This window comes from Methylocystis sp. NC52PC, from assembly GCF_055698645.1.
In genome coordinates, this window is record NZ_CP170127.1 from 1,273,775 (window position 1) to 1,300,769 (window position 26,995).

29 protein-coding genes are annotated in these 26,995 nt (G+C 66.6%); 18 read left to right on the forward strand and 11 right to left on the reverse strand.

The window, feature by feature from the left end:
- The first annotated feature begins 14 nt into the window (after positions 1 to 14).
- The 6 genes from ACETII_RS08060 to ptsN all read left to right on the forward strand — a co-directional run bounded on the left by ACETII_RS08060 (position 15) and on the right by ptsN (position 5,582).
- Entirely contained in the window at positions 15 to 503 is a 489-nt protein-coding gene (locus tag ACETII_RS08060) for a DUF2243 domain-containing protein (RefSeq protein WP_363350420.1), read from the forward strand.
- 115 nt (positions 504 to 618) lie between these two features.
- The gene (gene leuD / locus ACETII_RS08065) at positions 619 to 1,224 is read left to right on the forward strand and encodes a 3-isopropylmalate dehydratase small subunit (protein WP_363350422.1); all 606 of its coding nucleotides are present in this window, start codon (positions 619 to 621) and stop codon (positions 1,222 to 1,224) included.
- A 176-nt stretch (positions 1,225 to 1,400) separates the two neighbouring features.
- Positions 1,401 to 2,375 carry an LPS export ABC transporter ATP-binding protein gene (lptB, locus tag ACETII_RS08070; protein ID WP_405044879.1) on the forward strand — a complete coding sequence of 325 codons (975 nt, stop codon included), beginning with the start codon at positions 1,401 to 1,403 and terminating at the stop codon, positions 2,373 to 2,375.
- Positions 2,376 to 2,542: 167 nt separating this feature from the next.
- Positions 2,543 to 4,141 carry an RNA polymerase factor sigma-54 gene (gene rpoN / locus ACETII_RS08075; RefSeq protein WP_363350426.1) on the forward strand — a complete coding sequence of 533 codons (1,599 nt, stop codon included), beginning with the start codon at positions 2,543 to 2,545 and terminating at the stop codon, positions 4,139 to 4,141.
- A 260-nt stretch (positions 4,142 to 4,401) separates the two neighbouring features.
- Entirely contained in the window at positions 4,402 to 4,968 is a 567-nt protein-coding gene (gene hpf / locus ACETII_RS08080; RefSeq protein WP_363350428.1) for a ribosome hibernation-promoting factor, HPF/YfiA family, read from the forward strand.
- Positions 4,969 to 5,117: 149 nt separating this feature from the next.
- Positions 5,118 to 5,582, forward strand: coding sequence for a PTS IIA-like nitrogen regulatory protein PtsN (ptsN, locus tag ACETII_RS08085; protein ID WP_363350430.1), 465 nt, complete (start codon positions 5,118 to 5,120; stop codon positions 5,580 to 5,582).
- A gap of 20 nt (positions 5,583 to 5,602) precedes the next feature.
- On the opposite strand, the gene ACETII_RS08090 is transcribed toward ptsN, so the two are convergent.
- Both ACETII_RS08090 and ACETII_RS08095 read right to left on the reverse strand, forming a co-directional pair.
- Positions 5,603 to 5,878 (reverse strand): con-10 family general stress protein, encoded by a 276-nt coding sequence (locus ACETII_RS08090; protein WP_363350433.1) that lies wholly within the window; start codon positions 5,876 to 5,878, stop codon positions 5,603 to 5,605.
- Positions 5,879 to 6,020: 142 nt separating this feature from the next.
- Positions 6,021 to 6,815 carry a response regulator gene (locus ACETII_RS08095; RefSeq protein WP_472787708.1) on the reverse strand — a complete coding sequence of 265 codons (795 nt, stop codon included), beginning with the start codon at positions 6,813 to 6,815 and terminating at the stop codon, positions 6,021 to 6,023.
- A gap of 48 nt (positions 6,816 to 6,863) precedes the next feature.
- On the opposite strand from ACETII_RS08095, the gene ACETII_RS08100 reads away from it, so the two are divergent.
- From ACETII_RS08100 to ACETII_RS08120, 5 genes are all read left to right on the forward strand, one after another.
- The gene (locus ACETII_RS08100) at positions 6,864 to 7,382 is read left to right on the forward strand and encodes a NepR family anti-sigma factor (protein ID WP_363350437.1); all 519 of its coding nucleotides are present in this window, start codon (positions 6,864 to 6,866) and stop codon (positions 7,380 to 7,382) included.
- Entirely contained in the window at positions 7,379 to 7,948 is a 570-nt protein-coding gene (locus ACETII_RS08105; protein ID WP_363350439.1) for a sigma-70 family RNA polymerase sigma factor, read from the forward strand. Before ACETII_RS08100 ends, ACETII_RS08105 begins: the two co-directional genes overlap by 4 nt.
- Positions 7,949 to 8,059: 111 nt before the next feature.
- A complete protein-coding gene (gene fumC / locus ACETII_RS08110; protein ID WP_363350441.1) occupies positions 8,060 to 9,457 on the forward strand; it encodes a class II fumarate hydratase in 1,398 nt (465 codons plus the stop codon).
- A 210-nt stretch (positions 9,458 to 9,667) separates the two neighbouring features.
- The gene (locus ACETII_RS08115) at positions 9,668 to 10,894 is read left to right on the forward strand and encodes an alpha/beta hydrolase (RefSeq protein ID WP_472787709.1); all 1,227 of its coding nucleotides are present in this window, start codon (positions 9,668 to 9,670) and stop codon (positions 10,892 to 10,894) included.
- Positions 10,891 to 11,391, forward strand: coding sequence for a TspO/MBR family protein (locus tag ACETII_RS08120; protein ID WP_472787710.1), 501 nt, complete (start codon positions 10,891 to 10,893; stop codon positions 11,389 to 11,391). The genes ACETII_RS08115 and ACETII_RS08120 overlap by 4 nt, the downstream gene beginning before the upstream one ends.
- A 5-nt stretch (positions 11,392 to 11,396) precedes the next feature.
- On the opposite strand, the gene ACETII_RS08125 is transcribed toward ACETII_RS08120, so the two are convergent.
- The 3 genes from ACETII_RS08125 to ACETII_RS08135 all read right to left on the reverse strand — a co-directional run bounded on the left by ACETII_RS08125 (position 11,397) and on the right by ACETII_RS08135 (position 14,046).
- The gene (locus ACETII_RS08125) at positions 11,397 to 12,506 is read right to left on the reverse strand and encodes an alpha/beta hydrolase domain-containing protein (RefSeq protein WP_472787711.1); all 1,110 of its coding nucleotides are present in this window, start codon (positions 12,504 to 12,506) and stop codon (positions 11,397 to 11,399) included.
- On the reverse strand, positions 12,499 to 13,107 hold the full coding sequence (locus ACETII_RS08130) for a UdgX family uracil-DNA binding protein (protein WP_472787712.1): 609 nt from the start codon (positions 13,105 to 13,107) through the stop codon (positions 12,499 to 12,501). The genes ACETII_RS08125 and ACETII_RS08130 overlap by 8 nt, the downstream gene beginning before the upstream one ends.
- A gap of 138 nt (positions 13,108 to 13,245) precedes the next feature.
- Entirely contained in the window at positions 13,246 to 14,046 is an 801-nt protein-coding gene (locus tag ACETII_RS08135; protein ID WP_472787713.1) for an outer membrane protein, read from the reverse strand.
- A gap of 387 nt (positions 14,047 to 14,433) precedes the next feature.
- Here ACETII_RS08135 and fabG point away from each other — a divergent pair, with 387 nt between their 5' ends.
- The 7 genes from fabG (at position 14,434) to ACETII_RS08170 (ending at position 21,493) form a co-directional block, all read left to right on the forward strand.
- On the forward strand, positions 14,434 to 15,171 hold the full coding sequence (gene fabG, locus ACETII_RS08140; protein WP_363350453.1) for a 3-oxoacyl-[acyl-carrier-protein] reductase: 738 nt from the start codon (positions 14,434 to 14,436) through the stop codon (positions 15,169 to 15,171).
- 308 nt (positions 15,172 to 15,479) lie between these two features.
- Complete coding sequence (locus tag ACETII_RS08145) at positions 15,480 to 15,719, forward strand: acyl carrier protein (protein WP_281799750.1); 240 nt, start codon at positions 15,480 to 15,482, stop codon at positions 15,717 to 15,719.
- Positions 15,720 to 15,841: 122 nt separating this feature from the next.
- On the forward strand, positions 15,842 to 17,104 hold the full coding sequence (gene fabF, locus ACETII_RS08150; RefSeq protein WP_363350456.1) for a beta-ketoacyl-ACP synthase II: 1,263 nt from the start codon (positions 15,842 to 15,844) through the stop codon (positions 17,102 to 17,104).
- Positions 17,105 to 17,574: 470 nt separating this feature from the next.
- Positions 17,575 to 19,479, forward strand: coding sequence for an endolytic transglycosylase MltG (mltG, locus tag ACETII_RS08155; protein ID WP_472788138.1), 1,905 nt, complete (start codon positions 17,575 to 17,577; stop codon positions 19,477 to 19,479).
- A gap of 22 nt (positions 19,480 to 19,501) precedes the next feature.
- On the forward strand, positions 19,502 to 20,389 hold the full coding sequence (locus tag ACETII_RS08160; RefSeq protein WP_472787714.1) for a YicC/YloC family endoribonuclease: 888 nt from the start codon (positions 19,502 to 19,504) through the stop codon (positions 20,387 to 20,389).
- Between the two features lie 71 nt (positions 20,390 to 20,460).
- Positions 20,461 to 21,102, forward strand: a complete 642-nt coding sequence (gene gmk, locus ACETII_RS08165; RefSeq protein ID WP_363350460.1) for a guanylate kinase — start codon at positions 20,461 to 20,463, stop codon at positions 21,100 to 21,102.
- 31 nt (positions 21,103 to 21,133) lie between these two features.
- Positions 21,134 to 21,493 (forward strand): DUF488 domain-containing protein, encoded by a 360-nt coding sequence (locus tag ACETII_RS08170; protein WP_363350462.1) that lies wholly within the window; start codon positions 21,134 to 21,136, stop codon positions 21,491 to 21,493.
- On the opposite strand, the gene rsmA is transcribed toward ACETII_RS08170, so the two are convergent.
- The 6 genes from rsmA to purL all read right to left on the reverse strand — a co-directional run bounded on the left by rsmA (position 21,487) and on the right by purL (position 26,959).
- Complete coding sequence (gene rsmA / locus ACETII_RS08175; protein ID WP_472787715.1) at positions 21,487 to 22,335, reverse strand: 16S rRNA (adenine(1518)-N(6)/adenine(1519)-N(6))-dimethyltransferase RsmA; 849 nt, start codon at positions 22,333 to 22,335, stop codon at positions 21,487 to 21,489. The genes ACETII_RS08170 and rsmA overlap by 7 nt on opposite strands.
- Positions 22,332 to 23,327 carry a 4-hydroxythreonine-4-phosphate dehydrogenase PdxA gene (pdxA, locus tag ACETII_RS08180; RefSeq protein ID WP_472787716.1) on the reverse strand — a complete coding sequence of 332 codons (996 nt, stop codon included), beginning with the start codon at positions 23,325 to 23,327 and terminating at the stop codon, positions 22,332 to 22,334. Before pdxA ends, rsmA begins: the two co-directional genes overlap by 4 nt.
- Before the next feature lie 290 nt (positions 23,328 to 23,617).
- Complete coding sequence (locus ACETII_RS08185; protein ID WP_363350468.1) at positions 23,618 to 23,860, reverse strand: hypothetical protein; 243 nt, start codon at positions 23,858 to 23,860, stop codon at positions 23,618 to 23,620.
- A gap of 217 nt (positions 23,861 to 24,077) precedes the next feature.
- Positions 24,078 to 24,419 carry a Grx4 family monothiol glutaredoxin gene (grxD, locus tag ACETII_RS08190; RefSeq protein ID WP_363350470.1) on the reverse strand — a complete coding sequence of 114 codons (342 nt, stop codon included), beginning with the start codon at positions 24,417 to 24,419 and terminating at the stop codon, positions 24,078 to 24,080.
- 49 nt (positions 24,420 to 24,468) lie between these two features.
- The gene (locus ACETII_RS08195) at positions 24,469 to 24,699 is read right to left on the reverse strand and encodes a BolA/IbaG family iron-sulfur metabolism protein (RefSeq protein ID WP_363350472.1); all 231 of its coding nucleotides are present in this window, start codon (positions 24,697 to 24,699) and stop codon (positions 24,469 to 24,471) included.
- 19 nt (positions 24,700 to 24,718) lie between these two features.
- Positions 24,719 to 26,959, reverse strand: coding sequence for a phosphoribosylformylglycinamidine synthase subunit PurL (gene purL / locus ACETII_RS08200; RefSeq protein WP_472787717.1), 2,241 nt, complete (start codon positions 26,957 to 26,959; stop codon positions 24,719 to 24,721).
- Positions 26,960 to 26,995: the final 36 nt, after the last annotated feature.

Genomic DNA, 26,995 nt, shown 5'->3' on the forward strand with positions numbered 1-26,995 from the left:
CGATGGAGGCGGCGATGAACGGACGCGACAATGGCGTGACGGCGGCGGGCGTGGTCCTTGGCGTCGGGCTCGGCGGATTCGTAGACGGCATCGTGCTGCATCAGCTCTTGCAGTGGCACCACATGCTCAGCAACTGGAGCCTGCCGCGGACGCTCGAGAATATGGAGCTCAACACGCTCTGGGACGGGCTCTTCCATCTCTTCACCCTCGCCTGCGTGGCGGCGGGGCTCGTCATGCTGTGGCGCGCGGCGCGTCGGCCGCATTTCGAGTGGTCAGGTTCGCGCTTCGCCGGGGCGCTGCTTATGGGCTGGGGCGGGTTCAACATCGTCGAGGGTCTGATTAACCACGTCTGGCTCGGCGTCCATCACGTCAACGAGCAGGTTCCCTCCTGGCAATGGGCCTATTGGGACTGGGGCTTTATCGTGGCGTCGGCGGCGATCTTCCTCATCGGCCTGGCGCTCAACGCCCGCGCGAGCCGGGGTCTCGCCCGGGGCGCCGCCTAGGCTCCCGACGCCGAAAGCGCCCGTTCGCCCCAGGATCCGGCTTGCCCCTTTGCCTGGCCCGGGCAATTTGCTAAAGGGCGCGTTAAACTCTCGAACGCGCCAGAGCCAACGAATAATGGAAAAGTTCACCACCCTGACCGGGGTCGCCGCGCCGCTGCCGATCATGAATGTCGACACGGACATGATCATCCCCAAGCAATATCTGAAGACGATTCAGCGCACCGGCCTCGGCAAGGGCCTGTTTTCAGAAATGCGCTACCGCGAGGACGGGACCGAAAACCCCGATTTCGTGCTGAATCAGCCCGCCTATCGCAAGGCGACGATCCTCATCGCCGGCGACAATTTCGGCTGCGGCTCGTCCCGCGAGCACGCGCCCTGGGCGCTGCTCGATTTCGGCGTGCGCTGCATCGTCTCCACGAGTTTCGCCGACATTTTTTATAATAATTGCTTCAAGAACGGCATCCTGCCGATCAAGGTGACCCAGGCGGAGCTAGACAAGCTCATGGACGACGCTTCCCGCGGCGCCAACGCGACGCTGACGGTCGATCTGAAGGCCCAGGAAATCCGCGGGCCTGACGGCGGCGTCGTCAAATTCGACGTCGACCCCTTCCGCAAGCACTGCCTGCTCAACGGCCTCGACGACATCGGCCTGACGCTGCAAAAGGCCGACAAGATCGACGCTTTTGAAAAGACCGCCGCGCAGTCGCGTCCCTGGGCGTGAGCGCGACCTGGGGAGAGGCCGCGACGCCGCCGCCTCTGGCGGGCGAGCGGCCCCTGCGTTAGGAACCGTTTGAACGCCGCCCGGCGGAAGAGCGGGCGGCCGGGATTTGACGCCTCTGCTCTCTTCCTCTTGCGACGGACGCCCTTTTGAGCAGTTTCGCAGCCCTCTCGACGCGCCTGCGCGCCGCCGCCCAATCCCTCGGCGAGGCGTGGGACGGCGTTCGGGCGCGTGTCAAGGGGACGGCGCCGTCCCACAAGAGGGATGATCTGACGGAGGCGGACTGGCGCGGCGACAACGGCGCCGAAATTTTAGGCGCCCCTCCCGAGGATGCGCCGGCCTGGGCGCAGGCCAGGAAAGCCGCCGCCGATGCGCAGGACAGCGATGGTTTTTTTGCCGGAGACTATCTCGAAAGCCCCGGTTACGACGGGCAGGGGCTGCTCTCGGTCCACAATCTTGCGAAGTCCTACAAGTCTCGGCGCGTCGTCGAGGATGTGAGCCTGCATGTGCGGCGCGGCGAAGCGGTCGGTCTCCTCGGCCCCAATGGCGCCGGCAAGACCACTGTTTTCTATATGATTACCGGCCTCGTGAAGCCGGATCGGGGCGTCATCTCCCTCGACGGCTACGACGTGACCCCGCTGCCCATGTATCGCCGGGCCCGGCTCGGCATCGGCTATCTGCCGCAGGAAGCCTCGGTTTTCAGGGGGCTTTCGGTTGAGGACAATATCCGCGCCGTGCTCGAAATCACCCAGCCGGACGAGAGGAAGCGCGCCGACGAGCTCGAGGGGCTGCTCGACGAATTTCGTTTGACCCGCATGCGTCATACGCCCGCCGTGGCGCTTTCGGGCGGCGAGCGCCGGCGCTGCGAGATCGCCCGCGCCCTGGCGGGCCATCCGTCCTTCATGCTGCTCGACGAGCCCTTCGCCGGCATCGACCCCATCGCCGTCGGCGGCATCCAGGATCTGGTGCGCCATCTCAAGGCGCGCGGCATTGGCGTCCTCATCACCGACCACAGCGTGCGCGAGACGCTGGGCCTCACCGATCGCGCTTACATCATCTACGACGGGCACGTTCTGACCGAAGGGCCGCCGGAGGCCATCGTCGCCAATCCGGACGTGCGCCGGATCTATCTCGGTGAAGATTTCCGTATGTAGGACAAGAGGATCGGGGATTGTCGGCGGATTCGGCGCACCCTGATTAACCCTTGGGCGATTTGCAAAGGAGGGCGCCGACTATTTCACCCTGCCCAGCCCCGGGCAGCATGCTATAAGCAAGAAACAGGCCGTCGAGCCTGACGTGACTAGCGTGCGAGCATGCGCAAATGGCGATGTCGACTAAGCTGATGATGCGCCAGGGCCAGTCCCTGGTCATGACCCCGCAGCTTCTGCAGGCGATCAAGCTGCTTCAGTTCTCCAATCTCGAGCTCTCCGCCTTCTTGCACGACGAATTGGAGCGCAATCCGCTGCTCGAGACGCAAGACGGCGACGCCCCCGACGCGGCGGCGCGCGACGGCCGGACGGCCGAGGATTTCGCCGCCGAATTCGACAGCGGCGCGCCCGATGCTTTCGCCGGCGAGCCGCATGAGGGCGACTGGGCGCGGGAATCGCTTGCGGTGGACGCCGGCGCGCTGGCCGCCGACCTCGGCGCCGACATGAGCAACGCCTTTCAGCCCGATGGCCCGGCGGTGAACCCGCTGACGCCGCGCGAGGCGCAGGAGGGCGCCGGTCTTTCGGCGACCTCCTGGAGCGGCGCGGTCGGCGGGGGAGGCGGCGACGATGGCGAGGCGCCCAATCTCGAAGCCTATGTCGCCGCGCGGCCGAGCCTGCATGAACATCTCGCGGAGCAGCTCGCGCTGGCCTGCGCCGAACCGCGCAAGCGACTGATCGGCCAGGCGATCATCGACGGGATCGACGAGACCGGCTATCTGCGCGAAAGCCTCTCCGAGATCGCCGCGCGCCTCGACGCCGACCCGGCCGAGACGGACGCAATCCTCGCCTTGATCCAGACTTTCGAGCCCTCAGGCGTCGGCGCGCGCGATCTCGCCGAGTGTCTGGCGATCCAGCTCAAGGAGCGCGACCGCTACGATCCGGCGATGCAGATTTTCGTCGCCAATCTCCCGCTCGTGGCGCGCCGCGACGTCGCCCAGCTGGCGCGGCTCTGCGGCGTCGACGCCGAAGACATCGCCGACATGGCGGCCGAGCTGCGCAAACTCGATCCGAAGCCCGGCCGCGCCTTCGGCGACGCGCCCATCCAGCCGCTGGTGGCGGACGTCATCGTTCGCCCCGCCGCCGACGGCTCCTGGCATGTCGAGCTCAATTCGGACGCGCTGCCGCGCGTGCTGGTGAACCACAGCTATGCGGCGCGAATCAGCGCCGCCGCCCGCGACGGCGACAAGACCTTCATCTCCACCTGCCTGCAGAACGCCAACTGGCTCACCAAGAGCCTGGAGCAGCGCAGCCGGACCATTCTCAAGGTCGCCTCGGAGATCGTTCGGCTCCAGGACGCCTTCCTCGCCAAGGGCGTCGAGCATCTGCGCCCGCTCAATCTGCGCACCATCGCCGACGCCATCGGGATGCACGAATCAACCGTCTCCCGCGTCACCTCGAACAAATACATGATGACGCCGCGCGGCATCTTCGAACTGAAATATTTCTTCTCCGCCTCCATCGCCACGACCAGCGGGGGCGAGGCCCATTCGGCCGAATCGGTGCGTTTCCGCATCAAGCAGATGATCGACCGCGAGACGGCGGACGACGTGCTGTCCGACGACGCGATCGTCGCGAAGCTCAAGGCGATCGACATCGACATCGCCCGGCGCACGGTCGCCAAATATCGGGACAGTCTGAAAATTCCGTCCTCGGTGGATCGCCGTCGCGCCAAGCTCGCGCTGGCGAGGGAACAGGCGCGGCAGGCCCATTGAGGCGCAGGCGGCGCGCCGCCCGCCTGTCGACCCCCGGGGAGGGCCATTGACTTCGCGCGCCCGGCCTTCTAACGCTGCGCGAAAAAGCGCGGCGCGGTTTCGAGGGGAAACCGTAAGGGCCGCGATTCGCGCAGGCGTGGATCATGCGTGGATCCTGGCGGACCCGAGTTGAAGAAAATCCGTAATCGGCGAGTAAGCGCGAAAGAGGCTTAATTGTCTCGGCCGCGACGATCGGCCGCTTACCGGAAAGGCGGAGCGACATGTCCCTGAGAGTGTCAGGTAAGAATATCAATATCGGCGACGCCCTGCGCGCCCATATCACGCAGCGTCTGGAGCAGGCGGCCTCCAAATATTTCGACGGCGGCGTGAGCGGCCATGTCACGATCACGCCCGAGGGCTCGGGCTACCGCGCCGACTGCAGCCTGCATCTGACCTCGGGCATCGTGCTGCAGGCCGACGGCCGGGCTCAGGAGCCCTATGCGACCTTCGACCAAGCCGCGGATCGTCTGGAGAAGCGCCTGCGGCGCTACAAGGAGCGCTTGAAGAGCCATCACGACGGCCACGGACAGGAGTCCGAACTGGTGCCCTATCAGGTGCTCGCAGCCCCTGATGAGGAAAGCGAAGCTCCGGCCGAATTCAGTCCCGCGGTCGTCGCCGAATCGACCACGACGCTGCGCCGCTTGTCGGTGTCCTCGGCGGTGCTCCACCTCGACCTCACTGGCGCCCCAGTTTTGGTGTTCCGTCACGCAAATACGGGGCGCGTGAATATTGTCTATCGTCGAAACGACAACAATATCGGTTGGATCGATACGCCCGCCGGCGAATAGCCGCCGCCCCGGGGAGGGGCCTCGCGGGAGAGGAAGTCCGCCGGAAGTCGTCTCTCGGGGACCAACCCGGCATGTATCTTGCGATTTCCTTCACCGGCGCGGCCGCGCAGCTTGAAGGGTTCTCCAACGCTTGAGAGATAGGGCGTCGCATGCGGCTCACGGATCTTGTCACGCCGGAAGCAGTCATCGCCAATTTGAGGGCGACATCAAAAAAGCAGCTGCTTCAGGAGCTGAGCGACCGCGCGGCGCGGCTTTCCGGCCTGCCGTCGCGGGAAATTTTCGACGCCTTGCTGCACCGCGAGCGCCTGGGCTCGACCGGCATTGGCGAAGGCATCGCCATTCCGCACGGCAAGCTTGCCAAGATCAAGTCGATTTTCGGGATTTTCGCCCGGCTTGAGCGGCCGGTGGACTTCGAGGCGCTCGACGGCGGGCCTGTCGATCTCGTTTTCCTGCTGATCGCGCCCGAATCGTCCGGGGCCGATCATCTGAAGGCGCTTGCCTGCGCGGCGCGGATGCTTCGCGACCCTGGCCTTGTCGCAACCATCCGCGCCACGCGAGACCATGACGCGCTTTACTCACTTATTTCGCAGCGTTCCAAGCCCCACGCTGCGTAACGCTTTAAAAGGCGGGGGTCCTAGACGGACGCCCGCTTCTGACCGCCGCCGTGCGAGGCGTGCCCGCCCTTACGGCCCGCTTCCGACGCGAGGGTATGATCGCGCGAGAAGCTGCGTTTCGCCGGATTGACGCTCTGACCGCCCTTGCGTCCGGCGCGAGCCGCGAGTTCGGGATTTTGCGAGAAGCTGCGCTTTTCGTCGGGGACGCTCTGGCCGCCCTTACGCGCGATGGCGCGCTGCTTCTCCGGATCCATCGAAGCAAAGCCTCGATTGGACTTCTTCACTACTTCCTGCATGGTCGCCTCCTGCCCCCTGCGCCACGCGTATAACTTGCCGAATCGGCCAAGGTTTCCGCAATCGTGGAATATACTTAGCTAAGCTTGCGGAGGACGAAAATCCCATAGGGGCCTAAACTTATCAACAAGTTGGCCGCGCCCCTCAGAGGCTTTTTCTTTGCGACCGGCGATTGAAAAACAGCGCCTGGCTGATGACGGCCTTGAGACTCTCGACGCTGAAGGGCTTGGTGACGAGAAAGGCGGGCTCCGGCGGCGCGCCGGTCAGGAACCGCTCGGGATAGGCCGTCACGAAGATGACCGGCGTCGAAAAGGACCCGAGGATCTCGTTCACCGCATCGAGGCCGGAGCTGCCGTCGGCCAGCTGAATATCGGCGAGGATCAGGCCGGGTTTGGCGGTTTCCATCGCCAGCACCGCCTCCCGGTGCGTGCGCGCCATGCCGGCGACGCTATGCCCAAGTTCTTCCACAATGCTGCGCAGATCATGGGCGATCAACGGCTCGTCCTCAATGATGAGCACATTGGTCGCAATCTGGTCGGCGATTTCGGCGTTGGCGGCGTCGATGAGATCGGCGGCGACCTCTTCGGAGACGCCGAGCGTGTCGCCGACCTGTTCGAGATCGAAGCCTTCGAGGGCGTGCAACAGAAAGGCGACGCGCGGCCTCAAGGAAATGGCGTCGAGGCGCCCGCGGGCGCCGTCGTCGCCGAGAGCGGCCGCCGAATCGGGCTGGGCGATCGCCCCGGCGGCCCAGGTCGCCAGAAACAAGCGATAAAGGGAGATCCTGAGATCGTCGTTTTGATCGAGCTTTCGCGGATCCGAGACGATTATTTCGAGCGTCGCCAGCACATGGGCGTCGCCGCCCTCGCGGGTCCCGACCAGCGCCCTCGCAAAGCGCCGCAGATAGGGAAGATGACCGTAAATCTCTCGTGAAACCGACATATTACGCCACTCCGGAGGCGGCCGCTCTTACGGAAAGGTAGCTAGATCATGACTGCTGCGTCAAAACGACCTGCACAAACGAAGGAACCAATCCATGAGCGCGGCGTTTTCCCTTCCGTGCGGTGCACTATATCGCGCGGCGAAACAAATCCGCCACAGAAAATCATGACTTTGATTGGGGGCTCCATGGTAAAAAACAGTCCGGAGAATGCCGTTGTGCGCGTGAAACCCGACGGGGATCAGCTGTGCGCCGACGCGCGTCGTTTTCCGGGAACGCTCCCCAGGAGCCTGGCGGCGGTGGCGGCCGGGCTCGGCGTCGGCGCGCCGCGCCCGGCCAATGCGGAGCAGACAGCGGGCTCGGGCCAGCTCACGCTTTGCAAGACGGAAAGGAACAGTCGAAAAATGCGAAGCCTCGATTTTGGCGACGCGATCGGCAAGGAGCTTCAAAATCTCTACGATGACGTCGTGGCTCAGCCGGTTCCCGACCGCTTTTTGAATCTCTTGAACCAGCTCGAACAAAATATGGTATCCTCAGGCCCGGGTGGCGCGCCTGGGGAGAGAGAGTGAGCGACGAGGAGGCAGGTCTCAGCGACGGACAGAATCTCAAAAGGGACCTCATCGCGGCGATCCCTAATCTTCGCGCTTTCGCCGTCTCCATCTGCGGCAATCCCGACCGCGCCGATGACCTCGTCCAGGAGACGCTGGTCAAGGCGTGGGGGAGCCTCGGCTCCTTCGCCGAAGGCACTAATCTGACCGCATGGCTCTTCACCATCCTCCGCAACATCTACTACAGCGAATTCCGCAAGCGGCGGCGCGAGGCGCCCGATCCCGACGGGGCCATCGCCTCGGCGCGGCTGATCGCGCCCGAATCCCAGAACGCGCATATGGATTTCCTGGATTTCCGCGAGGCGCTGCAGAAACTTCCGCTCGACCAGCGCGAGGCGCTGATCCTCGTCGCGGCCTCCGGCCTGTCGTATGAAGAGGCGGCGGAAATCTGCGGCTGCGCGCCGGGCACGATGAAAAGCCGCGTCAATCGCGCGCGCAATCGGCTGACCGAAATCATGTCGCTGCCGAGACGCGAGTCGGGCGAGACGCGCGCCGCCGCCGAACTCACCCCCCTCAGCCGAGATTGAACCGGGCCGAGAAATGCCGCATAGGGAGCGCGCGATCAGCCGCTCCGGCGTTTTCATTACCCGTGAGCGCGGACCTTCAAGCGACGTCCGCCTCTCTTTCCGAGCGAGACCATGACAGAAAATAGCCGCATCGAACGCGATTCCTTCGGCGACATCGCCGTCCCGTCCTGGGCCTATTGGGGCGCGCAGACCCAGCGTTCGCGCGAGAATTTCCCCATCGGCGGCCAGCGCATGCCGATCGAAGTGGTGCACGCCCTCGCCCGCGTGAAGCTCGCCGCGGCGCAAGTGAACGCGGCGAAGGGGCTGATCAAGCCCGAGGTCGCGCAGGCGATCGTCTCCGCCGCGCAAGAGGTGATCGACGGCAAGTTCGACGATCATTTCCCGCTCGTCGTCTGGCAGACGGGGTCGGGCACTCAGACGAACATGAACGTCAATGAAGTGATCGCCAATCGCGCCAATGAGCGGCTCGGCGCCGGGAAGGGGGCCAAGGCGCCCGTGCATCCCAACGATCACGTCAATTGCGGCCAGTCTTCGAACGACAGTTTCCCGACCGCCATTCACATCGCCGGCGCGCTGGCGATCTCGGGCAAACTGCTGCCGGCGATCATGCGGCTGCAGGCCGCGCTGGAGCGCAAAGCCTCACAGTTCGCGCATGTCGTGAAGATCGGCCGCACCCATCTGCAAGACGCGACGCCGGTGACGCTCGGCCAGGAATTTTCCGGCTATGCGGCCCAGGCCAAATATGGCGCGGCCCGCATTCACGCGACCCTCCCCGATCTCTTTGCGCTGGCGCAGGGCGGCACGGCGGTGGGCACGGGCGTCAACACGTCGAAGGGCTTCGCCGAGGAGGTCGCCGCCAATATTGCGCAGCAAACCGGCCTGCCCTTCGTCACGGCGCCCAATAAATTCGAGGCCCTCGCCGCGCATGACGCCATCGCCTTTGCGCATGGGGCGATCAATGCGCTCGCCGCCGGCCTCTACAAGATCGCCTGCGACATTCGCCTGCTCGGCGCCGGCCCGCGCGCCGGCCTCGCGGAATTGAAGCTCCCGGAGAACGAGCCGGGGTCGTCGATCATGCCGGGCAAGGTCAATCCGACCCAGGTCGAGGCGATCACCATGGTCTGCGCCCGCATCTTCGGCAATCAGCAGACGATCACCTTCGCCGCCTCGCAGGGCCATCTCGAACTCAATGTGATGAAGCCGGTGATCGCCTTCGCGCTGCTCGAGTCGATCGATCTGATGGCGACGGGCGTCGACAGCTTCATCACGCGCTGCATCGACGGGATCGAAGCGGACGAAGCCAATATTCACCGCTTCCTCGAGCGCTCGCTGATGCTGGTCACCGCGCTCGCGCCGAAGATCGGCTATGACGCAGCCTCGAAAATCGCCCGCGCGGCGCATAAGAACGGCACCAGCCTCAAGGAAGAGGCGCTCGCCTCCGGCAAGGTGACGGAAGCCGAATTCGACGCGATCGTGCGGCCGGAGAAAATGCTGTCGCCGAACGACTAAATCGATTTAGGGGGTGGGAGGGGCCCCGCTCCCGCCCCCGTTGGAAGCCTTGGAGAGCTTCCAACGCCGTCTGCCCACGGCTCCATCAATTTGCGACAAAGCGTCCCGACCAGCTGTGCGGGACCACACAACTCGAATCCTCGCCGAAGATAGGGTAGAAGTTTTGCGCCAGAGTCGAAGCTGGCGTCGGTTTCAATCGAGGCGACGATTATGAATTTCATCCGGGGCGCCCTTCTCGCCGCGCTTTGCTGGGGGCTCGCCGCCTGCGCCGAACGTCCGCACGGCTTCCTCCTCCCCTCGCATCAGGCGCCGGCGGGAACGAATGTTGTGGACATGCTGGTCGCGACGACGCGCGCGCCGAACGACGCGGAGCCGGGAGAGATGTTCTCCGGCGAGCGCGGCGTCGGAATGTCTTTCGCCGACATCGCCATCTCTCTGCCCCCCGACGCCTATCGCCAGATCGGCGAAGTGCAGTGGCCGACGACGCAGCCGCCGGACCCCATGCTCCAATTCACCACTGTCCGCGCTTCAGTTCTGACCAAGGAGCAGGCGCTCGCCGCTTTCGACCGGCGCATCAAGCAGACGCCGCGCCGGCAGGTTCTGGTGTTCGTGCACGGCTATAACACGCGCTTCGGCGAGGCCGTCTACCGCTTCGCGCAGATCGTCCACGATTCGCAGGCCGACGTCACGCCGGTGCTCTTCACCTGGCCGTCGCGCGGCAAGCTCCTACAATATGGCTATGACCACGAAAGCGCGAGCTACTCCAGGGACGCGCTCGAGGCGCTGTTGCAGGCGTTGGCCCGCGACCCCAATGTCGGCGAGATTTCCATTCTGGCCCATTCCATGGGCAATTGGGTGACGCTCGAGGCCCTGCGGCAGATGGCCATTCGCGACCGCGGCCTGCCAAAGAAGATCAACAACGTCATGCTGGCCGCGCCCGACGTCGATTTCGACGTGTTCCGCCGACAAGCCATTGCGCTGAACGTGCGGCCGTCGCTGTTCACGATCTTCGTCTCGCGCAACGACGAGGCGCTGGCCGCCTCCCGCCGGGTCTGGGGCGACAAGCCGCGCCTCGGCGCCGTCGACCCGAACGCCAATCCCTATCAGGAGGTCTTCGAACGGGACAAGCTGCAGGTCGTCGATCTGACCGACGTCGCCTCGGGCGATCGGCTGGGACATACGAAATTCGCCGAGGCGCCCCAGGTCGTGCGGTCGATCGGGGCGCGGCTCGCGGCCGGGCAGGCCTTGAACGAGGGGGCGGCCGGGATCGGCGATCGGCTCCATCAGGCCGCGACGGGGGCCGGATCGGCGGTCGGCGCGGCGGCGGGCGTCGCGGTCGCGGCGCCCTTCGCCATTGTTGATCCGCGCAGCCGCGAGAACCTCGGCGACCGGCTCGAGTCGATCGGCGACCACCTCGGCCATGCGGTGGCGCAATGAGCGCCGCTTCGGGAGAACGCAGGCTCGGGGCTCTTGCGGCGGCGGCCTGGTCGGCGGGGCCCATATTCGCGGCGGCGATGCTCGGCAACGCCGCGACGCTCCCCAATATCGCCCCTTGGTACGACCGCCTCGCCAAGCCGCCGCTCACGCCGCCGAACTGGCTCTTCGGCCCGGCGTGGACGATCCTCTATGTGCTGATGGGCGTCGCCTTTTACCGCATTCTGCGCGGCGACCCGGCCGGCCCCGGCCGCCGCGCGGCCATTTGGCTATTTGCCGCGCAGCTGGTCCTGAACGCCGGCTGGTCCGTCGCCTTTTTCGGGGCGCGCAGCCCGACGCTCGGCCTTGCCGTCATTTTGCCGATGGAGGCCTTGATCCTGGCGACCATCGCCGCCTTCTGGCGCCTCGACCGGATCGCGGCTTTCTGCCTGATCCCCTATGCGCTCTGGGTCGCCTTCGCGACCTATCTCAACGCGGGCGTCCTGACGCTCAATTCCTAGCCGCCTCAGAAAGGCGCCTGTTTCGCCGCCGCGACATAAGCGTCGGCGTCTTCCTTCAACAGCAGCCGCTCCCTGACGAGCTTATCGGCTACGACGCGCATCGTCGCGACGAAATAGGCGCGGGAGCCATAGCGTTCGACGAGCGAAGGGCGCGGGTCGCCGGTCTTTTCGCGCTCGGCTTTCGTCGCCGGGAAGGGGAGCGCCGCGCCGGCGGCGCAGGCCGGGCCCTTGGGGTCCTTTCGCGCGTTGAAGCCGGTGAAGGTTGCGATCGGCAAGGCCTGATCCGGCAGGCGCAGGCCGGATAGTTCGTTCCCGTCGGCGTCTATTTTCGGCGCCCGACGCGGCGGGCCGGGCGGCGCCGACAGGCCCGGGATTTTCGGCCAGGCGAGCGCGGCGGCCTGAACGAGATCGGATTCGGCCGGCGCGCGCGAACCCGGGGGCTTCGCGCCTTTCGTCCAGTCGTCGAGCGCCGCCAGCAGGGCGCGCAGAGCGGGGGCCGGCGAAAGGCCGTTGACGGGCGCTGCGCAATTGGCGCCGGCGCGCGTCGGCGCCACGCCCGTCAGGAAGAAGCTGCGGCGGTTCTCTGGCTCGGCGCCGAGCGGGGGGCGCTCGCCGCCCGCGCCCCAATAGGCGTCGGCGCCCCAGGTCTCGATGATGCGCGGGCCCCCGGCGGCGCGGCGCGCCGTCGGCGGCGCGTCCTGCAACAGCACGCCGTCGAAGAGCGCGCCCGCCTCGGCGAGCGCCGCTCCCGTCTCGCCCTGGCCGTTGGCCACAAGGCGCTTGGCCCCGAGGCCGCGAAGGCGCGGCGCGAGGTCGCGCAGGGCCCCCGTCCGCGCCGCGCCAGGAAGCTTCGTCAGATCGAGGCGCAGGACGGCGAAGCCGCGCGACAGCGCGAGCGGCGCAAGATCGTCGCCCGGCGCCGTCTCCACGAAAAGCGGCGCCCCCGGCGCGGGCCGCGCGGGGCGCAGAAGCGGGAGGTCGAGATCGTAGGCGTTCCCGTCGATCTTGACCGTCGCCCGCAGGCCGCCGCCCGCCTGCGTAAAGGAAACGAGCTCCGCCCGCGCGGGAAAGACCATCACGACGGCTGCGCAAAAAAACCAGAAAGGCCTAAACATTCGCCGGCATGTCCCCCGCCCGCGCCCATTCCGCGGCGATCTCCAGATCGCTGAGAAAGCGCGTCCATTCCCTCCGCTTATCTTCTTCCTCCTGCAGGCGCAGCAGGAAAGACGGATGGATGGTGGCGAGGAATTTCGCGCCCTGGTCGAGGTCGATCAAGCGGCCGCGCGATTGAGAGACGGACGCGGGGCGCCCGAGCACGCCGCGGATCGCCGTGGCGCCGAGGGCGACGATCAGCCCGGGCGCGACAAGGGCGCGCTCCTGTTCGAGCCACCAGCGGCAGGCGTCGATTTCGCCGGCGTCGGGCTTCTTGTGCAGGCGCCGCTTGCCGCGCGGCTCGAATTTGAAATGCTTGACGGCGTTGGTGACGAAACATTGCTCGCGCGGCAGATGGACTTTGGCCAGCGCCTTGTCGAGAATCCGGCCGGCGGGGCCGACGAAGGGGCGCCCCGAGAGGTCTTCGACGTCGCCCGGCTGCTCGCCGACGAACATTACCCGCGCGCCGCGCGGCCCTTCCCCCGGAACGGCTTGCGTGGCGTTCTGATACAGCGGACAGCGGGTGCAGATTTCTTCCTCGCCGGCGAGCGCGGCAAGGGTCATGAACTCGGACATGCCGGTTAAACGTGCGGACGCTGGGCCGGTTCGTTCGTTGCAGAAAATGAAAACCCCCGCCTCGAAAGGCGGGGGTGGGAGACGCGCCACGCCCGGCGAGAAGGCCGGGCGGGTTCGATCGTTCCTTTAGTAGCGCGCCAACACGGGGGCCGGCGAGCCGAAGTTGAAGTGATAGTTGACGCCGGCGCGCACCGTGTGGAAGCGCGTGCGGTTGTTGATGTTGTTGAGCGAGAAGCCGGGGTTCCACAGCCAGTTCTGCTGATTGCCGCTGATCTCGGTATAGAGATACTCCGCCTTGACCGACCAGTTCGGCAGGAACAGCCATTCGGCGCCGCCGCCGGCAGTCCAGCCCGTCTGCACGACGCTGTTGTTCGACCACCAGAAGTTGCGCTGAACGTCGCCATAGGCGAAGCCGCCGGTGCCGTAGATCAGGAGCTGCGACAAACCGGGGAAGGTGACGCCGAGGCGGCCGCGCACCGTGCCGAACCAGTTGATGCGCGCCGTGTCGACGCCGCCGCCCCAACCCTGCCAGCCGCCGCCGCTGCTGCCGATGCTCGTGCCCTGGAAGTCGGTCTCGACGCCGACGACCAGCCAGGGCGAGAACTGGAAATTATAGCCGATCTGGCCGCCGCCGACGACGCCGCCCGTGCCGCCGGAGTTGCCGCCGCCCCAGCCCCAACCCGGACCGCCCCAACCCGGACCGCCCCATCCCGGGCCGGCCCAGGCCGGATTCCAGACGTTCGAAGAGTTGGGGTCCTGCCAGCCGCCGCCGAGGTTGAGACCGGCGTAGACGCCGTTCCAGGTCAGGACCGGCGGCGGCGGGACATAGGGTGGCGGCGGGGCCGTGTGGGGGGGAAGATCCGCGGCTTGCGCCGCACTTGCCGCGAGGATGGCGGCAAGAACGGAGATGGCGAGAGTTGTTCTCATGTCTGAAACCCTTTTTCTTGTCAGCCCGACCTCGGCGTCTGCCCGAACTTGGCTTTAAAAACCATGCAGATATGGGCCCCGAGAGCCTTTCAGGTTGTCCAAGAAAAAAGAGATTCGAGCAACAAAGTAAAAGTACAAAACGGGAAGTATTGGCCCCAATTTCTTGCGTTGTTGCATTTTTGACACGCAGGAAAGCTTTGCGTTTCTGGCCGAACTTGACAATTGATTGCTAGAGCGTGTCTACAATCTTGTCTTTATTTCGGCGCATCAGACAGTCGGTGATTGGCGCGCGGGCGGTTCGGCCTCGCATTTTTTGAATTTCGCGCTAAGGGGGAACGCGGCCGGAAGGGGCGGCGCATCCGCTCCACGCGGCAAGGGAGGAAACATATGTTCGATTTGACAGGCAGGACGGCGCTGGTCACCGGCGCGAGCGGCGGCATCGGCAAGGACATCGCCCGCGCCCTCGTTGCGGCGGGCGCGACCGTGGCGCTCTCCGGCACGCGTCGCGAGGCGCTCGAGGCGCTCGCCGCCGAGATCGGCGGAGCCACGCATGTCCTCCCGTGCAATCTGGCCGATCGCGACGAGACTGAAAAGCTGGCGCCGGCCGCGGAGGCGGCGATGGGCGGCGTCGACATTCTGGTCAATAACGCCGGGATCACCCGCGACGGCCTCTTCATGCGCCTGAAGGACGAAGACTGGGAGACGGTCTTGAACGTCAATCTCACCTCCGCCTTCCGCCTCTCGCGCGCGGTGCTGCGCGGCATGATGAAGAAGCGCTTCGGCCGAATCATCGGCATCACCTCGGTGGTCGGCGTCACCGGCAATCCCGGACAGGGCAATTACGCCGCCGCCAAGGCGGGCATGATCGGCATGTCGAAGTCGCTCGCCGCCGAAGTCGCCTCCCGCGGCGTCACGGTCAATTGCATCGCCCCGGGGTTCATCGAAAGCCCGATGACCGACGCGCTGAACGCGGCCCAGAAGGAGCGCATTCTCGCCGCCGTTCCCGCCGGCCGGTTGGGAACCGGCGCGGACATCGGCGCCGCCGTGGTCTATCTCGCCAGTCTCGAGGCCGGCTATGTGACGGGGCAGACCCTGCATGTGAACGGCGGCATGGCGATGATCTGAAGCGGCCGCGCGCGCCGCCGCCAGGCTGCGGCTTTTTGCCGTGCCGAAAAGGGCGTCGCGCCGGCCCTTTTCGCCCCGCGCCGCCGATTCGGCCCTCTCGCCAACCTGTTTGAAGTATGTTACCAGACCGACGCCGCGAGAGGGGCGGCGCCGCCCTTAGTCCTCAAAATCAGGCCCGAGCGCCGTTCTGGCCGCGCCGCCTTGGGGATGGGCTGGCGCATCTGAATCGTTTAGGAGGAAACGGCGAGCGGGCTTAATCCTGCGGCGCCGTCATCGGTGCGAGCACCATAGCAACAGGGACGAAATCAATGAGCGATGTCGCCGAGCGCGTGAAGAAGATCGTTGTGGAACACCTCGGCGTCGAGCCTGAGAAGGTCGTCGACAAGGCGAATTTCATCGACGATCTGGGCGCCGACTCGCTCGACACGGTCGAGCTGGTCATGGCGTTCGAGGAAGAATTCGGCGTCGAGATTCCCGACGATGCGGCCGAGACGATCGTCACGGTCGGCGACGCGGTGAAGTTCCTCGAGAAGGCGAAAGCCGCCTGATTTCGAGACGCTCGACTTGGAAAAGCGCGCCGGCGGATCGCCGCGCGCTTTTTGCTTCCGATCCGGCCGCGCCGCGGGCGGATGTTCAACCGATCCAGTAAAATCAAAGTAGAGAGCAAGCCATGCGCAGGGTGGTCGTCACCGGGCTTGGCGTCGTGTCGCCTCTGGGCTGCGGCGTCGAAACGAATTGGCGGCGGTTGATTGCCGGCGAGCACGGATTCCGCCGCATCGACATGTTCGAGGTCGACGATCTTGCCTGCCAGATCGCGGCCATCATCCCGCGCGGCGACGGCTCCAACGGCTCCTTCAATGCGGACGACTGGTTCGATCCCAAGGAGCAGCGCAAGGTCGACGACTTCATCATCTACGGAGCCGCTGCGGCGACGCAGGCGCTGGCCGACGCGGGCTGGAAGGCCGATACGCCGGAAAAGCAGGAAACGACCGGCGTGCTGATCGGCTCGGGGATCGGCGGGCTCGGCGGCATCTATGAAACGTCTCTGACGTTGAAGGAAAAAGGCCCGCGCCGCGTGTCGCCCTTCTTCGTGTCGGGCCGCATCATCAATCTCGTGGCCGGCTATGTCTCGATCATGCACGATCTCAAAGGCCCGAACCATGCGGTGGTGACGGCCTGCGCCACCGGCACCCACGCCATCGGCGACGCCGCGCGCATCATCGCGATGGGCGACGCCGACGTCATGGTCGCGGGCGGGGCCGAATCGCCGGTCAACCGCATCGGCGTCGCCGGCTTCGCCGCGTGCCGCGCGCTTTCAACCGGATTCAACGACCGCCCGGCCGAGGCCTCGCGTCCCTATGACAAAGACCGCGACGGTTTCGTGCTCGGCGAGGGCGCCGGCTGCGTCGTGCTCGAGGAATATGAGCACGCCAAGGCGCGCGGCGCGCGCATCTATTGCGAGCTCATCGGCTATGGCATGTCGGGCGACGCCTTCCATATCACGGCGCCCTCTCCGGACGGCGACGGCGCCTATCGCTGCATGAAGATGGCGCTGAAGCGCTCGGAGATTTCCGTCGCCGACATCGACTATGTGAACGCCCATGGCACCTCGACGCCGCTCGGCGACGAGATCGAATTGAAGGCCGTCGAGCGGCTGATCGGCAATGTCGAACCGCGGCTCTCCATGTCCTCGACGAAATCGGCGGTCGGCCATCTTCTCGGCGGCGCCGGCGCGGTGGAGGCGGTGTTCACGATTCTCGCCATGACCAACAACGCCGCGCCGCCAACCCGCAATCTCGACAATCCTTCCGTCGAGACCGCGATCGACCTCGTGCCGAAGACGGCCCGCGAGAGAGAAATCAACGTGGCGCTGTCGAATTCCTTCGGCTTCGGCGGCACCAACGCCTCGCTTCTCTTCCGCAAGCTTCAGTAAAAATTCACAGGCGGGACGTTTGATGCGAATATTCCGGGCGAAAGGGCTTCGCCCGGAAGGGGGAGGCGTTGCGTTCCTGAATTCGCCACAATGACCCCTAGTGTGGATACTCCCTCCTGCGGCTACCGCCCCCAGGGGTTCCGACCTGCGGATTCCCGGCGCCGCGTCGAGCTTTGATTGGCGTGATCACGATGATGAGCGACGAGACGGGCGACAAGCCGACGACCCCCGACGAGGCGGCCAAGCAGCAATCCTCGGAGACGGCAGGCTCGCCCGCGCCGGCGGAAAGCGTAAAGGTCGAGGCCGCCGCGTCCGAACCGAAGGCGTCGGCGCCCGCGCCCGCCGACGCGCCTCATCCCGTTTCCGAGAAGCCGGAGGCGGCCGCGACGGCGGCGCCGGACGCCGAAACCTCCGACAAGCCGGCGCCCGTGGCGGCTGCGCCCATCCCCGAACCGGCCACTCCCGCGCCCGTGACGCCTCGGCCCGGGCCACAGCAGCCGGCGCCTGAGGAGCCGAAGCGGTCCGCCGCGGAAAGTGTCGCGCAATCTGCAAGCGAAAAGGCAGGCGGGATCTTCCGCCGGCGCGCCACCCTTCAGGCCGCGCAGCAGGCGCTGCAGCCGGAAGCGCCGCCGGCGCCCCCGAAGAAGCGCAAGAAGCGCCGGGACGGCACGCTCTCCGTCATGAGCGGCTTTCTGAGCTTCACGCTCGTGGCGCTGGTCGCGAGCGTCTTCGGCGTCATCGCCGTCTTGCACAAGCTCAAAGAGCCGGGCCCGCTCGCCGCCGACAAGATCGTCTATCTGCCGCCGCGCAGCGACGTGCCGGAAATGCTGGCGCAATTGCAGCGCGAGGGCGTCATCGACAGTCCGACGCTGATGAATTTCGCCGTGCTCGTCGAAGGCGCGCGCGGCAAGCTCAAGCAGGGCGAATATCTCTTCCGGAAACATGCGAGCCTGCGCGACGTCATCGACGCCCTGGTGGCCGGCCGTCAGATCCTGCACAGCGTCACCATACCGGAGGGCCTGACCAGCGAGCAGATTTTGCAGCGCCTACGCGACTCCGACCTCCTCGCCGGCGACGTTCTGGAGGCGCCGAAAGAAGGCGCGCTGCTGCCGGAGACGTATAAATTCCCGCGCGGCTTTCCGCGCGCCAAACTGATCTCCAAGATGCAGGAGGACCAGCGCAAGCTCGTGGACCAGATCTGGGCGAAGCGCGCCAAGGACCTGCCGCTGAAATCGCCTTACGAGCTCGTCACGCTGGCCTCCATCGTCGAGAAGGAGACGGGCAAGGCGGACGAGCGCCCGCGCGTGGCGGCCGTGTTCCTGAACCGGCTGCGCAAGAACATGCGCCTGCAGTCGGACCCGACGATCGTTTATGGCCTCGTCGGCGGCAAGGCGACGCTCGGACGCGGCATTCTGCGCTCGGAGATCGAGAAGTGGACGCCCTATAACACCTACGCCGTCGACGGCCTGCCGCCGAGCCCCATCGCCAATCCGGGCAAGGCGGCGCTCGAGGCGACCGCCAATCCCGCCAACACCAAGGACCTCTATTTCGTCGCCGACGGCACGGGCGGGCATGTCTTCGCCGATTCGCTCGAGCAGCATTCGCGCAACGTCCAGAATTGGCGGCGCATCGAGCTGGAGCAGAAGACCAAGGCGGGCGAGGGGGTCGACCAGAGCGTTCCCGCGGCGGCGCCGCCGCAAGCGCCGCCCAAGACCGATAAGCGCACCCAGGCGCCGATCGGCCGGCTCGTCGCCCTCGGCGCCCGGCACGAAGATTACCCCGTCGCCCGCGACATGGCGGCGGATGACGGGGCGACGCACCGGCTCGGCAAGTTCGGCCCCGCCGGAGCCGCCTTTTTCCTCGGCGGATTCGACGACCCGACCGCCGGGGCCGCGCGGCATCTGGCGCGGCTGCGCGTCGCCCGGCCTTATTTCACCGAGCCCGCCGCCCAGCCCAAGGGGCCGGCCGATAGTTTCGATCCCACCCTTCTCGCGGCGCGCGCGGCGCCCGACACGGAGGCCGAGGAGGAGGGCGTCCTCGGTCCGGACATGGTGGCGCGCGAGAGCGCCGACGGCAAAGCGCTGCCCGACACTGACGTTGCGGTCTATCCCGTCTCCCCGGCGCGACGCGCGGAGCTGAAGGCGCGCGCCGCCAGGCTCGGCCTCGCCACCGGCTCCGACGAAGCGCCGACCGAGGCGTTGGGCGACAAGGTTTCCCCGGACGACGCCGGCCCGCTGGCTCTGGCCGCCGCGCCGCAACGGACGCGGCCGCGCGCCTTCGACGCCTCGGAGGGCACGCCGCTCGATCCCTTGCGCGACAAGAGCTGGGACCTCACCTCGGCGAAATCCGTTCCGTCGGCGGCGAGCATGCGTTGACGCCGCAAACCGGAGCGCGCCGATGACTGTCGCCAGCATGACCGGATTCGCCCGCGCGCGCGGCAGCCTCGGACCGTGGAGCTACGCCTGGGAAGTCAAGAGCGTCAACGCCAAGGGGCTGGATCTCCGGGTCAGGGTTCCCGCCAATTTCGACGCGGTCGAAGTCAAGGCGCGCGCCGGCCTTTCGGCGCGCTTGGCGCGCGGCTCGGTCTTCGCCAGTCTTTCGGCGCAGCGCTTGGAGGCGCAGGGCGTCGCGCGCATCAACCGCGCTGCGCTCGACAAGCTGCTCGCTGCGCTCGACGACGTGCCGCTGCATGCGAGCCTGCGTCCGGCCTCGCTCGACGGCCTGCTGAGCGTCAAAGGCGTCGTCGAGATCATCGAGCCCGAGGAGGACGAGACCCAGCGGGCCGCGCTGGAGAAAAGCATTCTCGCGGCGCTGGAGGCCGCCCTCGACTCGCTCGTCGCCGCGCGCGAGGCCGAGGGATTTGCGCTCGCCGCCGTGCTCAGGGCGCGGCTCGACCGCATCGGCGCCCTCGCCGCTCAGGCCGACGCCTTGCCCGGCCGCCAGCCCGAGGCCGTGCGCCAGCGTCTGGCGCAGCAGCTTGCGCGGCTCCTCGACAGCGCCGAAGGGCTCGACCCGGTCCGTCTCCATCAGGAGGCGGTGCTGCTTGCGGTCAAGGCGGATATTCGCGAAGAGCTCGACCGGCTCGCGGCGCATGTGGCCGCCGGCCAGAAGCTGCTGCAGGACGGCGGCCCCATCGGGCGACGGCTGGATTTCCTCGCCCAGGAACTCTCGCGCGAGACCAATACGCTCTGCGCCAAATCCAACGATCCCGCCCTCACCGCCCTCGGGCTCGAGCTCAAGATCGAGGTCGAGCAGCTGCGCGAACAGGTGCAAAACATCGAATAGGTCAGGGCGACGGTTGAAACCAACGCCCTAATTTCCTATTGGCGGTAACCCGCACTTCAACAACCGCCGTCATGGATCACACACTCCCGCTGCGCCGCGGCGTCGTTCTCATCCTTTCCTCGCCTTCCGGCGCCGGCAAGACCACGCTGACGCGGATGCTGCTGCAGGACCGCGACCTCGATCTGACGTTATCGATCTCGGTGACGACGCGGGCGCGCCGGTCGAGCGAGGTCGACGGCATTCATTACCGCTTCATCAACGAGCGCCAATTCGCCGCCATGCGCGACGCCGGCGAGTTGCTCGAATGGGCGGAAGTGCACGGCAATTTCTACGGCACCCCGCGCGCGCCGGTCGAGGCGACGCTGGCGCAGGGGCGCGACTGTCTCTTCGACATCGACTATCAGGGCACGCGGCAGGTGCGCGAGAAGATGGCCGCCGACTCGGTCACGGTTTTCATCCTGCCGCCGTCGATGAAGGAATTGCGCGCCCGGCTCGAGCGCCGCGCCGAGGATTCGGCGGAGGTCATCGAACGCCGGCTCGAGAACGCCCGCAAGGAAATTCAGCGGTGGAAGGATTACGATTATGTGATCGTCAATGACGATCTGCAGCGCTCCTTCGACGATCTGATCGCCATCCTGCGCGCCGAGCGCCAGCGCCGCCCCCGACGCATGCGCGGCATCGAGCAATTCGTCGACAAGCTCTTGAGCGAGTAGAAGCGGCGCGCTAGCGCGCTATCTGCGCCAGATGCACGCCCTTCGCCTCAAGCGCGTCTATGAGCCGCCGGAACAAGACGACGGCCTGCGCGTGCTCGTCGACCGGCTGTGGCCGCGTGGCCTCGCCAAGGAAAAAGCCGCCGTCGACCATTGGGCGAAGGAGGCGGCCCCCAGCAATGAGCTGCGCCGCTGGTTCGGCCATCTGCCCGAGCGGTGGGAAGAATTCGCCGCGCGTTATCGCGAGGAGCTGGAACGCCCCGAGTCGCAGGCGGAGGTCGCAGCGATTCGCCGGCTTCTGCGAGAAAGCCGGGTCACGCTGCTTTTCGCCGCGCATGACGAAGAGCGGAACAACGCCGTCGTGCTGCGCGATGTTTTGCGCGCGCCTCACTGAGCCGCGAAAGCGTTGGCGAGCGCCACGAAGCCGGCGACGTCGATCTCCTCGGCGCGCTTCGTCTCTTCGATTCCGGCCCGCACGAGGAGGCCGCCGGCGTCGACGCCAAGAGACTTCAGGCTTTGTCGCAACATTTTGCGGCGTTGGCCGAAGGCCGCCTGCGTGACGCGCGACAGCGCGCGCGCGTCGCAGGGCAGGGGGGTCGGGTTGGGAATGAGCTCGACCACCGAGGACGTCACTTTTGGCGGCGGCGTGAAGGCCGCGGGCGAGACGTCGAACAAGATGCGCGCCTTCGTGCGCCAGCCGCAGAGCACCGCCAGTCGTCCATAATCGGCGCGCTGGGCGGGCGTCGCGACGATGCGCAGCGCCACCTCCTTTTGAAACATCAGCACGTAGCGGTCGAAGACCGACGGCCAGGGCTCGACCTCGATCCAGCGCGCGAGCAGAGCGGTCGCGACATTATAGGGAAGATTGGCGCAGATGCGGGCGCCGTGTGAAGCGCCCTGCGCCCGCGCCAGCGCCGCGACGTCGATCTCGAGCGCGTCGCCCTCGACGATGGCGAGGCGCCCCGGATAATGCGCGGCGATTTCGGCGAGCGCGGGCAGGCAACGCGCGTCGCGCTCGATTGCGACGACGCGGGCCCCCTGCGCGAGCAGCGCGCGGGTGAGGCCGCCGGGGCCGGGGCCGATCTCCACGACGACCGTGTCGTCGAACGGCCCGGCGGCGCGGGCGATTCGGCCCGTAAGATTGAGATCGAACAGGAAATTCTGGCCGAGCGCCTTCCTCGCGTCGAGCCCATGACGCAGGACGACCTCGCGCAGCGGCGGAAGCGCGTTGGTCATGAAGTCATCCGTCCTGCGAGCCTGATCGCCTCCATGAGGCTCGTCGCGTCCGCGACGCCTTTGCCGGCGATGTCGAAGGCCGTGCCATGGTCGGGCGAGGTGCGCACAAAGGGCAGCCCCAGCGTGACATTGACCCCGCGATCGAAGGCCAGCGTCTTGATCGGAATGAGCGCCTGATCATGCGTCGGACAAAGCGCGACGTCGTATGTGGCGCGCGCCGCCGCATGGAACATGGTGTCGGCGGGGAAGGGGCCGCGCGCGTCGATCCCCTTGGCCCGCAACGCGTCGATCGCCGGCGCGATCGTGTCGATCTCCTCGCGGCCGAGGGCGCCGTCCTCGCCCGCATGCGGGTTCAGCCCCGAGAACGCGAGGCGCGGCTCTGAAAGGCCGAAGCGGTCGCGCAAGTCGCGCGCGACGATCTCTCCCGTCTCGACGATGAGCTCGCGCGTCAAGCGGCGGGGCGCTTCGCTCAAGGGGATATGAATGGTGATCGGCACGACGGCGAGCTCCTGCGACCACAGCATCATCACCGCTCGCCACGCGCCGCCATAATGGCGCGAGGCCAATTCGCCGAGGAACTCGGTATGGCCGGGATGCGCGAAGCCGGCGGCGTAAAGGACCGATTTGGCGATCGGATTGGTCACGACCGCGCGCGCCGCGCCGGCGACGACGCTCTCCACGGCGCGTTCGATCGACGCCACGGTCGCCGCCGCATCCGCCGCAAGCGGCGCGCCGAATTCGCCCCGCACCGGCCGCCCTACCGGAACCACCGGAAGCGCGCGGGCGAAAACCGCCGTGGCCTCTCCTGCGCCGGTCTCTTCGATGGGCGCGTCGATCCCGAGCGCCTGCGCCGCGCGCGCCAGCTGCGCGGGATCGGCGACAACGAAAAAGGGGGGCAAAGCGGCGGCGGCGCGCGCCATATAGGCCTTGAGCGTCAGCTCGGGGCCGATGCCGGAGGGATCGCCTTGCGTGACGGCGAGGGGGAGTATCACGGCGCGGCCGATTGCTCACGAGTGGACATGCGGGACACTTGCCCATATGGGCCCGGAAATCAAACGCCGGCTGGCCCTCCGATGACATCGCTTTTTTGGATGGCGGAGCGCCGTTCGCGGCGATGTGGAAACTTCCGAACCATGCCGCGCGGCCGAATTTGTTGCAGCGCAGTAAAAATTTTCCTCCCTCGCGCAGCGGGGAGGGGCGGGCCTGGCGCCATGGATAGCTGAAATGCAAAACCCCGGCGGACCGCCGGGGTTCTTTTCTTCAATCGCCGTCAAAGAGGGGCTTAACGCGCGCCCTCGAGAATGATGTTTCCGGAGGGATCATGCGGACGGTTCTGAAAGACCTGCTCCGGCTGGCGCCGCATTGCGTCGCGCGGACGCGCGCTGAGCGCCTCGTCACGCTGATGCGCAGCGGTCGCGTCCTGCCAAACCTGGCCGAAATCGAAATAGCGCTCATAGGCCAACGCGGAGCCAGCGGATAACAGGAGGCCGAGCGCTGCTGCAGGCAACATCCATTTCAACGACATTGTTCTCCTCCACTCCAAAGCGCCGAGGGACGCCGGCGTTTCATGAAGAACAGTGTCCGTCATTTGCCTGTCACAAAAAAGTGCAGGATTCTCGCCTCTCAAATTTTGCTTGTGCGCCTGCGGCGCCGGCAGGCCGTCTGCCGATCCATCGAAAAAACAAATGCGCGCCGCTTGGTTGGCGGCGCGCAGACGTCTTGAAGCTCTGTGTCAGAAGCGCTCAGGCTTTGCCGGCCTGCGCGTGCGGCACGCCTTCCTTGTCGAACAGCGCGACGAGCTCGCCCGACTGGAACATCTCGCGGGTGATGTCGCAGCCGCCGATGAACTCGTTCTTCACATAGAGCTGCGGGATCGTCGGCCAGTTGGAAAAGGCCTTGATGCCTTCGCGAATGTCGCCGTCGGCGAGGACGTTGATCGCTTTGTAGGGCACGCCGAGGTGGTTGAGGATCTGCACCACCTGCATGGAGAAGCCGCATTGCGGGGCCTGCGGCGTGCCTTTCATGAAAAGCACGACGTCGGAAGATTCGATCTCGCTTTTGATGCGGCTGCTGATGTCGGACATCTGTTTTTTCCTTTCACGCGGCGTTCAAGGCGCCGCCGGCTCTCATTGTTTAAGGGGCGCGGGTCGTCAGCGCCAGCGCATGCAGCTCCGTGCCGAGCCGGGAGCCGAAGGCGGCGTTGACGAGCTGATGCTGGCGCACGCGCGTGAGCCCGCGAAACGATTCCGAGACCACGGTCGCGGCCCAATGGTCATTGTCGTCCGCGAGCGCGGTCAGTTCCACCGTGGCGTCCGGCAGAGCTCCCTTGATGATCTTCTCGATTTCCGAGGCGGGCATCGGCATTCGGTTCGTCCTCTTTGCGTCATGAATTGTTGGAAAAGGCTCCGTCGTCTCCGCCCATATAGGCCGGAAGCGGCGATTCATGCGCGCGGCGGAGATCCGAGAGCAATATCGGCGCCTCGCCCGGCAGGTTCAAGGAATCGCCGCCCGTGACGCCGATGGGCTGGACGGGAACGCCCTGCGCCGCCGCCGCGGCGCGAATCGCGGCCGCAGCTTCTGTCGATGCGGCGAGGAGATAGCGCCCCTGGTCCTCGCCGAAGAGGGCCGCATGCGCCGGCCCATCGGGCAAGGCGTCGAGCGTCGCGCCGATTGCGCCCGCGAGCGCCATTTCGGCGAGCGCCACGGCGAGGCCGCCGTCCGCGAGATCATGCGCCGCCGCGACTTTGCCTTCGAGGATCTGAGCGCGGACGAAATCGCCGTTGCGTCGCTCGGCGGCGAGATCGACCGGCGGCGGCGCGCCCGCGCGGCGTCCGCAGAGATCGACGAGATAGGCCGACTGGCCGAGCCAGCCTGCCGTGTCGCCGATCAGGAGGATGACGTCGCCAGCGCGGACGAAGCCGGTCGGGGCCGACTGCGCGACGTCCGCAATGACGCCGACGCCGCCGATCGCCGGCGTCGGCAGAATGCCGGCGCCCTGGGTCTCGTTGTAGAGCGAGACGTTGCCGGAGACGATCGGGAAATCCAGCGCCGCCGCGGCCTCGCCGATCCCCTGCAGGCAGCCGACGAACTGGCCCATATATTCGGGCCGCTCGGGGTTGCCGAAGTTGAGGTTGTCGGTGAGCGCCAGCGGCGTCGCGCCGCGCACGGTGATGTTGCGCCAGGCCTCGGCCACGGCCTGTCTGCCGCCCTCGACGGGGTCGGCGGCGCAATAGCGCGCGGTGACGTCGGTCGTGAGCGCGAGGCCCTTGGGGCCGTCCTTGACCCGGATCACCGCCGCGTCGCCGCCCGGCTGACGGACGCTGTTGCCGAGGATGAGATGGTCGTACTGCTCCCAGACCCAGCGCTTCGAACAGAGGTTGGGCGTCGCAAGCAGTTTCAACAAGGCGTCCCGGTTCGACACGGGCGGCGTCACCGACGCCGGGTCGATGACCGGCTGCTTCGGGGTCGGAACCCAGGGGCGGTCATAGACCGGCGCCTCGTCGCCCAGTTCCTTGATCGGCAGATCGGCCTTCACCTCGCCCTCGTGCTTGACGACGAAGCGCAGCGTGTCGGTGGTCTTGCCAACAATGGCGAAGTCCAGGCCCCATTTACGGAAGATGGCCTCCGCCTGCTGCTCGAGCTCGGGCTTCAGCACCATGAGCATGCGCTCCTGGCTTTCGGAGAGCATCATCTCATAAGCGGTCATGCCTTCTTCGCGGCAGGGCACGGCGTCGAGATCGAGCTCGATGCCGAGATTGCCCTTCGCCCCCATCTCTACGGCGGAGGAGGTGAGGCCGGCGGCTCCCATGTCCTGAATGGCGATGACGGCGCCCGAGGCCATGAGTTCGAGACAGGCTTCGAGCAGGAGCTTTTCGGAGAAAGGATCGCCGACCTGGACGGTTGGGCGCTTCTCCTCGGCGTCGGCCTCGAAGGAGGCCGAGGCCATGGTCGCGCCGTGAATGCCGTCGCGCCCGGTCTTGGAGCCGAGATAAACGATCGGATTGCCGACGCCGGCGGCCGCCGAATAGAAAATCGAATCAGCGCGGGCGAGGCCCACCGCCATGGCGTTGACGAGAATATTGCCGTCGTAAGACGAATCGAATTCCGTCGAGCCGCCGACCGTCGGCACGCCGAAGCTGTTGCCATAGCCCCCGACGCCCGCCACGACGCCCGAGACGAGATGGCGGGTCTTGGGATGCTCGGGCTGGCCGAAGCGCAGAAGGTTGAGGCAGGCGATCGGCCGCGCCCCCATGGTGAAGACGTCGCGCAAAATGCCGCCCACGCCCGTCGCCGCGCCCTGATAAGGCTCGATGAAGGAGGGGTGATTATGGCTCTCCATTTTGAAGACGCAGGCGTCGCCGTCGCCGATGTCGATCACGCCGGCGTTTTCGCCAGGGCCGCGAATCACCCAGGGGGCCTTGGTCGGCAGCTTGCGCAGATGGATGCGGGACGACTTGTAGGAGCAGTGCTCGTTCCACATCGCCGAGAAGACGCCGAGCTCCGTAAAGCTGGGCGTCCGGCCGATGAGCGAGAGGATGCGCGCATATTCGTCGGGCTTGAGCCCATGCGCGGCGGCGAGTTCGGCGTCGACTTTCGGTTCGGCTTTCGAGGCGATGGCGGTCAATGGGGCGGACCTTGCGCAAGGGGCGGCGCTTTTTTG

Excerpts from the sequence above, each read along its gene's own strand:
- ACETII_RS08060 (WP_363350420.1), top strand. The coding sequence starts at position 15 with ATGAACGGACGCGACAATGGCGTGACGGCGGCGGGCGTGGTCCTTGGC.
- leuD (WP_363350422.1), top strand. The coding sequence starts at position 619 with ATGGAAAAGTTCACCACCCTGACCGGGGTCGCCGCGCCGCTGCCGATC.
- rpoN (WP_363350426.1), top strand. The coding sequence starts at position 2,543 with ATGGCGATGTCGACTAAGCTGATGATGCGCCAGGGCCAGTCCCTGGTC.
- hpf (WP_363350428.1), top strand. The coding sequence starts at position 4,402 with ATGTCCCTGAGAGTGTCAGGTAAGAATATCAATATCGGCGACGCCCTG.
- ptsN (WP_363350430.1), top strand. The coding sequence starts at position 5,118 with ATGCGGCTCACGGATCTTGTCACGCCGGAAGCAGTCATCGCCAATTTG.
- ACETII_RS08090 (WP_363350433.1), bottom strand. The coding sequence starts at position 5,878 with ATGCAGGAAGTAGTGAAGAAGTCCAATCGAGGCTTTGCTTCGATGGAT.
- ACETII_RS08095 (WP_472787708.1), bottom strand. The coding sequence starts at position 6,815 with ATGTCGGTTTCACGAGAGATTTACGGTCATCTTCCCTATCTGCGGCGC.
- ACETII_RS08100 (WP_363350437.1), top strand. The coding sequence starts at position 6,864 with ATGACTGCTGCGTCAAAACGACCTGCACAAACGAAGGAACCAATCCAT.
- fumC (WP_363350441.1), top strand. The coding sequence starts at position 8,060 with ATGACAGAAAATAGCCGCATCGAACGCGATTCCTTCGGCGACATCGCC.
- ACETII_RS08115 (WP_472787709.1), top strand. The coding sequence starts at position 9,668 with ATGAATTTCATCCGGGGCGCCCTTCTCGCCGCGCTTTGCTGGGGGCTC.
- ACETII_RS08120 (WP_472787710.1), top strand. The coding sequence starts at position 10,891 with ATGAGCGCCGCTTCGGGAGAACGCAGGCTCGGGGCTCTTGCGGCGGCG.
- ACETII_RS08125 (WP_472787711.1), bottom strand. The coding sequence starts at position 12,506 with ATGTTTAGGCCTTTCTGGTTTTTTTGCGCAGCCGTCGTGATGGTCTTT.
- ACETII_RS08130 (WP_472787712.1), bottom strand. The coding sequence starts at position 13,107 with ATGACCCTTGCCGCGCTCGCCGGCGAGGAAGAAATCTGCACCCGCTGT.
- ACETII_RS08135 (WP_472787713.1), bottom strand. The coding sequence starts at position 14,046 with ATGAGAACAACTCTCGCCATCTCCGTTCTTGCCGCCATCCTCGCGGCA.
- fabG (WP_363350453.1), top strand. The coding sequence starts at position 14,434 with ATGTTCGATTTGACAGGCAGGACGGCGCTGGTCACCGGCGCGAGCGGC.
- ACETII_RS08145 (WP_281799750.1), top strand. The coding sequence starts at position 15,480 with ATGAGCGATGTCGCCGAGCGCGTGAAGAAGATCGTTGTGGAACACCTC.
- fabF (WP_363350456.1), top strand. The coding sequence starts at position 15,842 with ATGCGCAGGGTGGTCGTCACCGGGCTTGGCGTCGTGTCGCCTCTGGGC.
- ACETII_RS08160 (WP_472787714.1), top strand. The coding sequence starts at position 19,502 with ATGACTGTCGCCAGCATGACCGGATTCGCCCGCGCGCGCGGCAGCCTC.
- gmk (WP_363350460.1), top strand. The coding sequence starts at position 20,461 with ATGGATCACACACTCCCGCTGCGCCGCGGCGTCGTTCTCATCCTTTCC.
- ACETII_RS08170 (WP_363350462.1), top strand. The coding sequence starts at position 21,134 with ATGCACGCCCTTCGCCTCAAGCGCGTCTATGAGCCGCCGGAACAAGAC.
- rsmA (WP_472787715.1), bottom strand. The coding sequence starts at position 22,335 with ATGACCAACGCGCTTCCGCCGCTGCGCGAGGTCGTCCTGCGTCATGGG.
- ACETII_RS08185 (WP_363350468.1), bottom strand. The coding sequence starts at position 23,860 with ATGTCGTTGAAATGGATGTTGCCTGCAGCAGCGCTCGGCCTCCTGTTA.
- grxD (WP_363350470.1), bottom strand. The coding sequence starts at position 24,419 with ATGTCCGACATCAGCAGCCGCATCAAAAGCGAGATCGAATCTTCCGAC.
- ACETII_RS08195 (WP_363350472.1), bottom strand. The coding sequence starts at position 24,699 with ATGCCGATGCCCGCCTCGGAAATCGAGAAGATCATCAAGGGAGCTCTG.